The following is an 11,996-nucleotide window of genomic DNA, read 5'->3' on the forward strand; positions in this document are numbered from 1 at the left end:
AGATACGGCATCGATTATTGGAGCTTGCACGGTACGACCGGGCGCGCTCCGACGGGAGAGGCAAGGACAATAGAAGTCTGCAGGGTGCCATAGGGCATAAGGCGTTCCACCAGAATGCGCAATTCCTCCATGCCCGCTACGGCAGCTTTAAGGATGTATCCAATGTGGCCGGTAACGCGGTGGCATTCCAGTACGACGGGCAGCGAGGCAGCCGCTTTCTCGAACACCAAAGGTGTTACCTTCAATTCGCTGATCTGAATGAATAACAGCGTTCCGCGTCCGACGGCATCGGGGGAGACCGTTGCCGTAAATCCTTCAATAATGCCCCGTTCCTGCAGCCGGTGGAGCCTTTCCGTTACACTGGGGCGGCTCAGTCTCAGCTGTTTGGACAATTCGCTGACCGTCATTCGGCCGTCCTTTTGCAGCAGCAGCAGCAATTGAAGATCGGTTGCATCCATCGGGGCCGCCGCCTTTCTGTCCTCGTGATATAACAAGTATAAGCCGCCTCCGGCCAAAAAATAACACCAGGGTGAAGTACACAACAAGGAGGCACCGCTATGGGAAGATTGAAAACGATCGCCGCCGGATGTATTGTCACTGCAGCAGGCCTGTTATTACTGAAACACGCGCATCTGCTGACCGGCGGGACAGCCGGACTGAGCCTGACCCTTCATTATGTATCCGGCTTCGCCTTCGCTCCGTTATTTTTCCTGATCAATCTCCCCTTCTACTACTTTTCTCTGCGCCGGTTAGGCCTACCATTCACAATATCCACTTTGGTTTCCGTCACGTTTCTTTCGCTGATCACCGGCCTGGACCGGTATCTGCCCCCGTTTCCGGTTCCGCCCGCAATTGGAGCGATCCTCGGAGGAGCACTTATTGGCCTCGGCGTTTCCGTGTTGTTCTCGCACCGTTCCTCCCTGGGAGGGGCGAATATCTTGGCGCTCTATCTGGATAAGAAGTACCAGTGGAATCCGGGCTATACGGTCTTTCTGTTCGATACGTCTGTGGTGCTGTGCGGATTGTACGGGGTGACGCCGGAGCAAGCAGTATATTCCGTCTTGTCTGTTCTCGTAACGTCAACCGTAGTAGGTTCCATAAAATCCTTTCATTCCCACTCCAGCCGATTTATGCTATAACTAGTAGGAAACTATATTTATCGGGGTGCAATGCAATGAGTAAATTTCTTCTGTTTTCTTTGTTATGGTATGTATTAGGGAATCCGTTTCTCGCCATTCTTGCCATGCTGGCCATCGTGTATGTTTTGGACCGCCAATTTGTAGGGGTGTTTCCAAGCTTGACGAAGCCGTTCAAGCGGATCAGGAACATTAGCAGATTAAAGCAGCAGATTGCGATGAGTCCGAGCGATACTTCGTCAAAATACGAACTGGCACGACTGCTTATGGAAAGAAAGAAATACCGGGAAGCGGGCCGCATCCTTAACGACCTTGTCCGGCCGCTGGACGGTTCGGCCGATTTCTGGATCGACCTGGGTACGGTGAAGCTGCAAGAACAGGCAACGGAGGAAGGGGAATCCATGATCAGGAAAGGGCTCGAAATCAATCCTAGGGCCAAATACGGCCAACCTTATCTGATCCTTGCAGAACATTACGGCAACCGGGACGAATCCAAAGCGCTGTCTTATCTGGACCGTTTCCGCGAAATCCACAGCTCTTCCTGTGAGGCCTATTACCGGATGGGGGACCTGCTCAGCAGGCTGGGCAGCAAGAAAGAAGCGAGGGAAGCATTGGACGAAAGCTTTGCCGTGTACCGGGCTCTCCCGAAATATAAGAAGAAGACCGAGCGGAAATGGGTAGTCAAGAGCTTTTTCAAGAAACTGAGCCTATAGCCTTTCTATATAGCAAAAGCAAACCCGGGCCAGCAGATGGCCCGGGTTTAAGTTTCATATTTGCTATTACCTGCGTCAAGATGGTTAAGTTAAAATTCCTTCAATTCGCTCTACGATCTCTGCATCCAAAGTGATGCCGGATGCCTTGACATTCTCTGTCACTTGCTCCGGACGGGATGCGCCTACCAGCGCGCTCGCTACGTTAGGCTGGCGTAAAATCCAGGCTAGGGCCAGCTGTCCGACAGTAATGCCAAGGTCGCCGGCGACTTCGCTCAGTGCACGGACTTTAGCGATTTTCTCCTCCGTAATGCCTTTGGCCATCCAATCCAGCTTTGCTGCGCGGCTGTCTTGAGGCAGCTCGCTGGCGGAAGTATATTTTCCTGTAAGCAGGCCTTGGGCAAGCGGGGAAAAGACTACCTGGCCAATGCCGTTGCGTTCGCCGAAAGGAATGACTTCCTTCTCGATATAGCGTTCGAACATGTTGTAAACCGGCTGGTTCACGACGATGCGGTCGAGCAGGTAACGGTCGGCTGTCCCCAGCGCTTCCGCCATTTGCGATGCTGTCCATTCACTCACGCCAACGTACAGCACTTTTCCTTGACGCACCAGATCATCAATCGTCCGCAGCGTTTCGTATAGAGGCGTTTCCGGGTCATGGCGGTGGCAGTAGAAAATATCTACATATTCCACACCGAGCCTCTTCAGACTGGCATTGCATTGCTCCACAATGTGCTTGCGGGATAAGCCACGGTCGTTCGGGCCGTCGCCCATCGGCCAGAAGGCTTTTGTCGCCAGTACGTAAGATTCCCGCGGGAAGGCTTGGATCGTTTCTCCCAGCAGAATTTCGGCTGCACCTTGTTCATACACATTAGCTGTGTCAAAGAAATTAATGCCTGCCTCATAAGCGGTATGTATAGCTTGCACCGCGTTTTCGCGCTCGGCGTATCCGCCGTAGGTCAGCCAGCTGCCAAGGCTGATTTCGCTGACTTTGAGGCCGCTTCCGCCTAATTTACGATAGTTCATAGGATCAATCCTCCTGATAGTTGGTTTGTCTTCTGCAAAGTTCCTTTTACAACACCCATTATAGTCAGGTAATTATTGTTTTGAAAGTAGTGAAATGTTTATCACTTTATTATATGAAATATATATACTATACTTTATTTCACTAGTTTGACAGGGAGGATCAAGGCGAATGGCGGCGAATAATTACATACCGAAAGTACCTGAAACCATCGATTGCAATATAGAAAAAACATTGGACGTTCTCGGAGGGAAATGGGCTTTTCTCATTCTTCGGGAACTGTTCTGCGGCACAAGGAGGTTTGGCGAGCTGCAGAGGCTGATTCCTTCGGTCAGCCCAAGGGCGCTTACAAGTACGCTTCGGCATCTGGAGGATAAGGGCGTGCTCGAGAGGCATGTATTTCCTACCGTACCCGTGACGGTAGAGTACTCGCTGACGCCCAAAGGGGAGGATTTACACCAGATTCTGAAAGAGATGAAATTGTGGGCGGCAAAATGGACCTAGGCAAAAACTAAATCGACAGGAGCGGATCGAATGACGTTGCGTATTGGAATGGCCGGAACCGGGTGGTTTGCAAATGTGCATGCCCAGTTGCTTAACGCTATGGACGGAGTACAGGTGACTGCGGTATGCGGCACGTCCCGGGACAAAGCTGATTTGTTTGCCGCCAAGCTGGGCGGGGCAGCAGGGTATGCTGATTTTACGGAGATGCTGGACGGGGAGACGCTTGATGCTGTTTATATTTGCGTACCGCCTTCATCGCATGGCACGATGGAGGAGCAGCTGATCGAGAGAGGAATTCCCTTTTTAGTAGAGAAGCCTTTGGATGCAGGCATTGAAAAGCCACGGCGGATCGCTGCCATGCTGGAAGAGAAGCCGCTGATTACTTCCGTGGGTTACCATCTGCGTTACAGGGATACGGCAAACCGGCTCCGGGAGGCGCTGAAGCTGGGAACCGTCGGCATGCTTTCCGGAGAATGGATGGGGAACTTCGTCAACAATGCATGGTGGCCGAAGCAGGAGCGCTCCGGTGGCCAATTCGTGGAGCAGACCACCCATATCGTCGATTTATTGCGTTACACGGCAGGGGAAGTGGCTGAAGTATATGCGGCGTATGCCCAGCGCCATGTCCATACGAAATACGATCAAGTATCCGTTGACGACGTGGGGACCGTTGTTTTGAAGCTCCGGTCGGGAGCCGTAGCAAGCTTGAGCAACACCTGCCTGCTGCCCGACGGCGTGTTCGAGGCCGGTTTGAAAGCCTATACGCCTGACGGCTTATGGAACTGGAGCATGGAGGAGCTAAGGCACACGGCAACGGGCCAGCTGACGACCATTGTGAAAGATCAAGGCAATCCGTATGAAGCGGAGAACGCAGCGTTTATTCAAGCGGTGCGCACCGGCGACGCCTCTTTGATCCGCTCGGATTACTCGGATGCATTGAAAACGCAGGAAGTGACTGTAGCGGCGCTGGAATCAGCCCGTTCGGGTAAGCCTGTTTTGCTGCAAGGTGAAACGGCTGGCGCCGTCCTGTAAACGAGAAAGAAAAAAGCACCGTTCCTCGAGAAGGATCGGTGCTTTTTTGCGTCCGCATGACAAAGCACAAAGTCGGTTACTGGAGCAAGTCCGGAACTAATCGGCAGTGTCGCCGGTGCGGTCTGCATTCCCCTCGGTGTTCCCGGTATCGTCGTTTGTCTTGCCTGAATTCCCTGAACCTGAAGTAGTATCGGAAGAACCGGCATCTACACCGGGGTTGTTCCCGCTCTCGCTTACATTGCCTTGAGGCGTATCCACTACATCAGGGTCGTTGCTTCCGCAGCCGGCCAGTCCGATCGCCAGGACGGCGCACAGGGCTGCAGCAGCCATTCGCTTGTTGTTCATGTTGCTCCACTCCTTTGCAGGTTGTTACAAAGGATATACACGGATCCGTCATCAAGTAAACAATGCTGTTACTTCAAGTCATCATAGTAAACCGTTACTACGATATCCTGATTGTAATTGCCGAACTGCTTTCCAAACAGGCTTACACCGCCGCAGTTGCGCGCATCCTCGTGCGACGCGATACGAAAGCGGAAGTCTTCCCCATGAACAATGGAAAGATCACGAATCGAGACATCGGTCAATTTCACGCCGTCCAGGTAAGTGCCGTCTTCTCTGACGGACAGCTTTTTCAGCAGGCCATGTTGTGTCCCGATGTCCCACCAGGCAGGCGTAAATACGCCTCTTCTGCTGCCAAAGTCTCCCGGGCAAGTCCAAACGCCGGTAAGCGTGTCGTTCAAATAAAAGCTGATATCCGAAGGCCAATTTTCGTTGTAGCCGGGCGCTTCCGAGCAAAGCTCCAGTGAAAATTCCACAGCACGGACAGACTGGCCGGCATGAAGATAATTCGGTATGCGGTATTCCACGAATCCGCTCCCGAACCACAAGTGCGCGGCCTGAACCCGCCCCGGATCCGAGAAATACCGCGGGTCGTCATACAAGCCCAGCGCTTTCGTCCCGGATACGAGGCCGCATGTCGGTTTCACGGCGTAATCCGCATATTGGCCGATGGGAACTTCGACCGAATATTTAGCGCTGTCCTCAGCAGGGAGGACCGGTTGACGAAATTGCAGAGTTAAGGAGTCCAGATGCAGAGAGCAGACTTTCTGAGTTCCCCGCACTCCCGCGGAACTATGGGAAGTAATAATGCCGGCATCTTCCAGCTTCTGTATATGTTTGGTTACTATGGCGGAGGACAGCTGCAAGGCTTCCGCCAATTCCTTTATGTTATGCGGCCTGTCCCGCAGCAGTTCAATGATGCGGACTCTGGTTTCCGAAGAGAAACATTCCAATATCGCCATATGTTTCGTACTTACCTCAATTTGCATAACGAACCCCGCTTTCTATTGCGTCCATTATATAACTCAAAAGTTAATTAATCAACATTTATGTTGACTTAATAGCAGGTGTTGCATAAAATAAAATCATTCCTGAACTTTTATATAATGAAATTAACTTAATAATTAACTAATGGGAGGCTTTTCTTATGAACACAATCGCAGCTAGGACGGAATATCCGCGCCCGCAATTCAGCAGAGATGCTTGGGTGAGTTTGAACGGGGAATGGGAATTTGAGTTTGACGATCAACGGGCAGGGGACAGCGAACGCTGGCAGCTTGGAAACCGCGAATTTAGTAAGCGGATTCAAGTTCCTTTTACGTTCGAAAGCAAGCTGAGCGGCATCGGGGAAACCGGTTTTCATGACGTGGTATGGTACCGCCGTACGTTGACGCTACCGGAGCATTTTGCAGGAAAAAGAACGATTCTTCATTTTGGGGCTGTCGACTATGACGCCTCGGTATGGGTAAACGGAGCATTGGTCGTGAAGCATGAAGGCGGCCATACGCCGTTTCACGCGGATATTACGGATGCCCTGCAAAGTGGAGAGAACACCATTATCGTTAAGGCTGAAGATTACGGTACGGATGTCTTTTTGCCCCGCGGGAAGCAGTTCTGGGAAGAGAAATCCCACAGCATCTGGTATACCCGCACAACGGGTATCTGGCAGCCGGTTTGGTTGGAAGCGGTAAGTCCTGTGCATTTAAAGAAAGTGAAATATGTACCGAATATCGATACGAACGAAATTCAAATCCGCACGTTTGTTGCGGGATTACAGCGGAATTCCTCCGATAACGTTAGTCTTCAAGTTAACCTTAGCTTTAAGGGAGAGCCGGTTTCCCAGGATACGTTCCAGGTAACTTCCTTTGATGAGAGCCGCACTATCAAGCTGAAAGGGCTGAACGACCACGGAATGGACCGGTTCTGGTCGCCGGAGCGCCCGAATTTGTACGATGCCGAGTTCGTGGTACTGGTCAACGGAGTGGAAACGGACCGGGTCAGCAGCTACTTTGGGATGAGGAAAATTTCATTGGAAAACGGCAAGTTCAATCTGAACAACCGTCCTTATTTTATGAAGCTGGTATTGGATCAGGGATACTATCCGGACGGCAACCTGACGCCTCCGACGGATGACGCAATGAAGCAGGATGTGGAACTGACGAAAGCGATGGGCTTTAACGGGGCCCGCAAGCACCAGAAAGTAGAAGACCCGCGCTACCTGTATTGGTGTGACCGTCTGGGGCTGCTTGTATGGGGCGAGGCGGCAAATGCTTACGACTATTCCGAGGAATATGTAAGAAGATTTACAAAAGAGTGGCAGGAAGCGGTAGACCGTGATTACAACCATCCTTGTATTGCCGTCTGGGTGCCGATGAACGAAAGCTGGGGCATCCCTAACGTGCAGATCGATGTCCGTCAGCAGCAGCATGCGCTCACTATGTACCATCTGACCAAATCGCTGGATACGACGCGTCTTGTCGTTTCTAACGACGGCTGGGAGCAGCTGAAGACAGACTTGTTCAACATTCATGACTACGAATGGAGACGTGAAGTGCTTGCAGACCGCTACAGCACGGCGGAGAAAGCCGTCACGGCGATGCCTGCGAACCGTCAGTTGAGCGTAGGCGGATATACTTACGAAGGACAGCCGATTCTGGTAACCGAATTCGGAGGCATTGCATATAAGAAGAGCGATTGGGAAGGCTGGGGATATTCCGGCGCGTCGAACGACGAGGATTTTGAAACCCGGCTGCGCAATGTTATTCAGCCGCTGATCTTCTCCGGCGTAGTGCAGGGCTATTGCTATACGCAGCTTACGGACGTGGAACAGGAAATTAACGGGCTTCTGACCTATGACAGACAGCCGAAAATTCCGTTGGAAGTCATTAAATCGATTAACGAAGGAAAGTAATAGGAAGGGGCCGGTTGGAAAGCGGACCGGCCCTTTTATTTTTCAATATAGAAGGGATACTCACACATGAAAAGTTACGTAAATCCGCTGCGGATCGAGATCGGGGATCGGGCAAGGTCCTTTAAGGACGTGCCTTACCAGTATAATCCAGATCCTTATATTTTGAAATATAACGGCAGGTATTATGCTTATGCGACGGCGGCAGCCGGAGTCACGGTCATGCAGTCGGAAGATCTGGTTTCTTGGACTCACGGGGGTTTTGCGTTTACCTATTCGGGGGAGTTTGATTACTGGGCGCCTGCGGTGTTCTATGATAACGGGAAGTTCTATATGTACTATTCTTCGCGGGAAGGGCAGCAGGAGGATGTGCATTATGAATTTATGAAGGCGGCCGTGTCCGATACGCCGGAAGGGCCTTTTGTTTATGCCAAAACGCTGTTCGAATTCTTCACGATCGACGCACATGTAGTGAGGGACGCACAAGGGGAGCTGTATTTGTTCTACTCCACGAATGAAACAGTCGGTACGGACCGCGAGCGGCCCGGTACCGTGATTCTGGCCGACCGCCTGATCGACCCGCTGACACCGGAAGGAAACCCCCGCCTCGTTGTGAAGCCGACCATCGACGAAGAAATTTACGAAGAGAACCGGTTCGGGGACGGACGGGATTGGCATACGATCGAAGGAGCATTCTATTTGAAACGCAGGGACAGGCATTATGTCATGTACAGCGGAAATGCCTTCACCCGTCCGACGTATTATATCGGGTACTCCTCGGCACAGGACAAACCGGGAGCCGGCTTATCGGAGCTGGACTGGATGAAATATCCGGACGAGGATACGTTTCGGCCGCTGCTGATGAAGAATGAGGAAGTTTCCGGGGTCGGCCATAATTCGGTGGCCAAAGCTCCGAATAATGTGGATGATTGGGTTATCTACCACGGACGCTTCGCAGATGTTGGTCCGGGACCGGTCGATACCGAACTGCGCCAGATGCGGATGGATCCGCTTGTTTGGCTCGGCGAGCGGATGTTCGTTCCCGGGCCTACGTCGACGGAACAGCCGGCACCGGCCTTGCCTTCGTTTGCGGACAGCTTTGCCCGCAGCGATCAGGCCGGCCTTGGCGGCGGCTGGGAAACTGCCGGAGGCGAATTCGCCCTGGAAGGACGCGAAGCGGTGCAGCTGTCGCGCATTGGACGCGCGGCAGCACTAGTGCCGGGCACGTACGACTGCGCCTTGTTCGAGGCCAACCTGCGCTGGCTGCCGAACCATATGGGCGGGCTATACGGCATCATTGCCGCTTACCTGGACGAAGCAAATTACACGGAAGTGCTGCTGGACCGCGGTAAGCGGACGATCAGCGCCGTGGAAACGGTGAATGGGGTGCGGCGGACGGCTGCGTCCGCGCAGGTGCACCCTCGCTTCCGTTTCGAGGCGTATCACCAGCTGCTGCTGCGCAAATCAGGCGCGCAGTACGCTGTAGAGCTGGACGGCGTGCGGGCGCTCAGCTTCCGCAGCCGCCACAGCGGCGGCCGTCTCGGCGTGTGCACGCACTCGACGGCCATCCGCTTCGCCGGCATCGCCGTGACACGTCACCTGGCGATGGAGGCCGGCAATGCGGAGGCGGCGATGAGCAGCATCGCCGCAGAGCAGGGCAGCTGGACGCTGGAGGGGGATACTCTCAGCGGAGAGCCTACCGGCGGCGCAGCGGCGCTGACGCTGCGGAAGCCGGAAGGCATGGGCGGCGCAGCCGTGCGCTTTGACGTGAGCGTCAAGCGCAGCAGCGCGCCGTCAGCGGAGCTCGCCATCCGCCTGGACGGGCTGGCGGATGCGCAGCGGATCAAGCTTCCGCATAGGAAGGATGCGGTCACGGAGCATACCGTCACCATCCTTCATACGGAAGGATTCCTGCAGATCCGCTTAAACGAGGAGGTACTGTTCCGCGGCGATTGCGCGGGTGAACTCGTGTCCATCAGCTTGACTTCGGAAGGCCGGTATGCCGTATCGGCGTTAGAGTGGACAGGGCAGTAGGTACAGCAGGAAAGGAGGCTGCCGGAATGAATGACCCAAAAGCAACGGTAAAAGCAGGGTACGATAAAGTTTCGTATGCGTACAGGGAAAATGATGCGGGTTCAGAAACCGAACGATACCGTGAGATGGCTGAGGAGTTTACCGGTAAGGTCCCAAAAGGCAGCAAGGTATTGGATTTAGGATGCGGATGCGGAGTTCCGGCTGCTAAGCTGTTATCTTCGAGGTACCGGGTAACGGGAGTAGATCTATCGGAAGTGCAGATCGAAAGGGCCCGGGCACTGGTGCCTGATGCTGAAAAGTTCATATGCTGCGATATGACGGAGGCGGATTTTTCGGAGGGTGAATTCAATGGCATAGTCTCTTTTTACGCCATCATTCATTTGCCGGTCGAGGAGCAGTATGAACTGTTTCAATCCATCTACAGGTGGCTGGCGTCCGGCGGTTATTTTCTGGTTACGACGGGACATGAGGCCTGGACCGGAACAGAGCGAAATTGGCTGAAAGTGGAAGGGGCAGATATGTTCTGGAGCCACCATGACCGGGATACGTACGCAGGCTGGTTTGGCAGCATTGGATTCGACATCGTAAACGAACGGTTTATTCCGGAAGGGGACAGCGGTCATACCCTGTTTCTCCTTCGTAAACCGAAGTAGCAGAACAAGGAACCCATGTAAGAAGCGTTTGTTGTCAGCCTCTTGCCTGGCGTTCCTTTTTTAATATCCTCCATCTTGCCTTCAGCCTTCTTATTTTACCTCGCAAAAATAAGGGAAAAACAACCCCCAGTAACATCACAGCCCAACTGGGAAGCTAAAAGACGTTCTTATTTTAAAACTGTCCTCAAAGCGGCATGTCCCTCCCCATCCAAAAATATGTCCATTACGTCCAAAAAAGCGACATGTGAACAGCATCTCCCTCCCGGTACAATGAAATTCAGAAAGGTAGCGTTTACAACATGTTCCGGCAAGCACGCCTTTCTAAACAATCCAAATTTTGGGGGACTGTCACATGAGAAAGACACTAAAAGGCCTTGGTCTGATGCTGCTTGTGCTAAGCTTTGTGTTCGTAGCCGCCTGCGGCAACAGCAACAACAGCGGCAGCAATAACGGAAACAAAGGCAATGAAGCGGCAGCCGGCAACGGCGGCGCAAAAGCTGAGAAAGCGGACATCCTGTTCTGGACGCCATTCTCCGGCGCAGACGGCGAGTTCATGAAGAAAATTGTAGAGAAATACAACTCTTCCCAAGATACTTATAAAGTGAAACTGGTCATCCAGCCGAACGGCGAGTACTATAAGCAGCTGGATGTAGCGCTGAGCACCGGCAAAGAGCGTCCGGACCTGGCGATTATGCACGTTGACCAAATTCCGACCTACGTGAACAAAGGCGCACTTCAGCCGATGGACGACATGGCGAAAGCAGCCGGCGTCAACAAAGCTGACTATGTGGCGGCTCCAGTTGACTACGAAACCATCGACGGCAAATGGTACGGCGTACCGTTGGACATTCACCCGCTGGTGATGTACTACAACAAAGATCTGTTTGAGAAAGCAGGCATTACAGCACCTCCTGCAACGCGCGCTGAATTCGATGCGGCAGTGGAGAAACTGACGGATAAAGCAAAAGGCGTATATGGTTATGTTCTACCAACCTTATGGCCTCAGCAGTTCATCTTCCCGACTCTGGTATGGCAGAACGGCGGAGATCTGTGGAACGGAACAGACGTAGCTTACAACTCTCCGGAAGCGGTTGAGATGGTGAAGTACATGCGCAGCTTAGTTGAAAAAGGCATTTCTCCGGGAGACGTACAGCAAGATGGAGAAAATACCCTGTTCCTTCAAGGCAAAAACGCAATTCAATTTAACGGCCCGTGGATGAAAGGCCAGTTTGACGAAGCAGGATTGAACTATGGCGTAGCACCGGTACCTCAATTGGGTAAAGCGAAACAAGCGGTATTCGGCGGTTCCCATAACTTCGTAATGCCTAAAGATGTAACTGATGCGAACGTAATCAAAGGCGCAGGCGACTTCCTGAAATACGTGTCCACGAACTCTATGGACTGGGCAGCTTCCGGTCAGGCGCTTGCTTCCAAACCGATGCTGGAAAGCGCGGAATTCAAAGCTTTGGAAATGCAAAGCAATGTTGCTAAATCCTTCGACTATGTACAATTTGCTCCAAACGTATTGAACTGGGCTCAAATTTCCGAGCCGATCTGGGGCGAGCTGAGCAGCGCGCTGCTAGGCAAGAAAGATCCGCAAAAAGCAATGGACGACGCTGTAGCGAAATCCAGACAAGCGATGAAGAAGTAACC

At 52.7% G+C, this 11,996-nt stretch carries 12 protein-coding genes; 8 read left to right on the forward strand and 4 right to left on the reverse strand.

Annotated features, from left to right (window positions below):
• Positions 1-14: 14 nt before the first annotated feature.
• Entirely contained in the window at positions 15-458 is a 444-nt protein-coding gene (locus tag ACFSUF_RS04705) for an Lrp/AsnC family transcriptional regulator (RefSeq protein ID WP_377601728.1), read from the reverse strand.
• Between the two features lie 99 nt (positions 459-557).
• On the opposite strand from ACFSUF_RS04705, the gene ACFSUF_RS04710 reads away from it, so the two are divergent.
• Positions 558-1,139 (forward strand): YitT family protein, encoded by a 582-nt coding sequence (locus ACFSUF_RS04710; RefSeq protein WP_377600627.1) that lies wholly within the window; start codon positions 558-560, stop codon positions 1,137-1,139.
• A 35-nt stretch (positions 1,140-1,174) separates the two neighbouring features.
• Positions 1,175-1,849 (forward strand): tetratricopeptide repeat protein, encoded by a 675-nt coding sequence (locus ACFSUF_RS04715; protein WP_377600629.1) that lies wholly within the window; start codon positions 1,175-1,177, stop codon positions 1,847-1,849.
• Between the two features lie 84 nt (positions 1,850-1,933).
• Here ACFSUF_RS04715 and ACFSUF_RS04720 read toward each other — a convergent pair whose 3' ends face one another.
• Positions 1,934-2,872: an aldo/keto reductase family protein gene (locus tag ACFSUF_RS04720; RefSeq protein ID WP_377600631.1), complete on the reverse strand. Its 939-nt coding sequence runs from the start codon at positions 2,870-2,872 to the stop codon at positions 1,934-1,936.
• A 169-nt stretch (positions 2,873-3,041) separates the two neighbouring features.
• Here ACFSUF_RS04720 and ACFSUF_RS04725 point away from each other — a divergent pair, with 169 nt between their 5' ends.
• Both ACFSUF_RS04725 and ACFSUF_RS04730 read left to right on the forward strand, forming a co-directional pair.
• A complete protein-coding gene (locus tag ACFSUF_RS04725) occupies positions 3,042-3,374 on the forward strand; it encodes a winged helix-turn-helix transcriptional regulator (protein WP_377600633.1) in 333 nt (110 codons plus the stop codon).
• A 30-nt stretch (positions 3,375-3,404) separates the two neighbouring features.
• Positions 3,405-4,406, forward strand: a complete 1,002-nt coding sequence (locus ACFSUF_RS04730) for a Gfo/Idh/MocA family protein (RefSeq protein WP_377600635.1) — start codon at positions 3,405-3,407, stop codon at positions 4,404-4,406.
• A gap of 96 nt (positions 4,407-4,502) precedes the next feature.
• Here ACFSUF_RS04730 and ACFSUF_RS04735 read toward each other — a convergent pair whose 3' ends face one another.
• Both ACFSUF_RS04735 and ACFSUF_RS04740 read right to left on the reverse strand, forming a co-directional pair.
• Positions 4,503-4,751, reverse strand: coding sequence for a hypothetical protein (locus ACFSUF_RS04735; protein WP_377600638.1), 249 nt, complete (start codon positions 4,749-4,751; stop codon positions 4,503-4,505).
• A gap of 68 nt (positions 4,752-4,819) precedes the next feature.
• Positions 4,820-5,737 carry an ArsR/SmtB family transcription factor gene (locus ACFSUF_RS04740; protein WP_377600641.1) on the reverse strand — a complete coding sequence of 306 codons (918 nt, stop codon included), beginning with the start codon at positions 5,735-5,737 and terminating at the stop codon, positions 4,820-4,822.
• Positions 5,738-5,895: 158 nt separating this feature from the next.
• Here ACFSUF_RS04740 and ACFSUF_RS04745 point away from each other — a divergent pair, with 158 nt between their 5' ends.
• The 4 genes from ACFSUF_RS04745 to ACFSUF_RS04760 all read left to right on the forward strand — a co-directional run bounded on the left by ACFSUF_RS04745 (position 5,896) and on the right by ACFSUF_RS04760 (position 11,994).
• Positions 5,896-7,659 carry a glycoside hydrolase family 2 protein gene (locus ACFSUF_RS04745; RefSeq protein ID WP_377600644.1) on the forward strand — a complete coding sequence of 588 codons (1,764 nt, stop codon included), beginning with the start codon at positions 5,896-5,898 and terminating at the stop codon, positions 7,657-7,659.
• Positions 7,660-7,725: 66 nt separating this feature from the next.
• Positions 7,726-9,690, forward strand: coding sequence for a glycoside hydrolase family 43 protein (locus ACFSUF_RS04750; protein WP_377600646.1), 1,965 nt, complete (start codon positions 7,726-7,728; stop codon positions 9,688-9,690).
• Positions 9,691-9,716: 26 nt separating this feature from the next.
• A complete protein-coding gene (locus ACFSUF_RS04755) occupies positions 9,717-10,343 on the forward strand; it encodes an SAM-dependent methyltransferase (protein WP_377600648.1) in 627 nt (208 codons plus the stop codon).
• Positions 10,344-10,695: 352 nt separating this feature from the next.
• Entirely contained in the window at positions 10,696-11,994 is a 1,299-nt protein-coding gene (locus ACFSUF_RS04760) for an ABC transporter substrate-binding protein (protein ID WP_377600651.1), read from the forward strand.
• Positions 11,995-11,996 lie beyond the last annotated feature (2 nt).

The sequence above is a fragment of the Paenibacillus gansuensis genome (assembly GCF_042684925.1).
GTDB classification, from domain to species: Bacteria; Bacillota; Bacilli; order Paenibacillales; family DY6; genus Paenibacillus_N; species Paenibacillus_N gansuensis.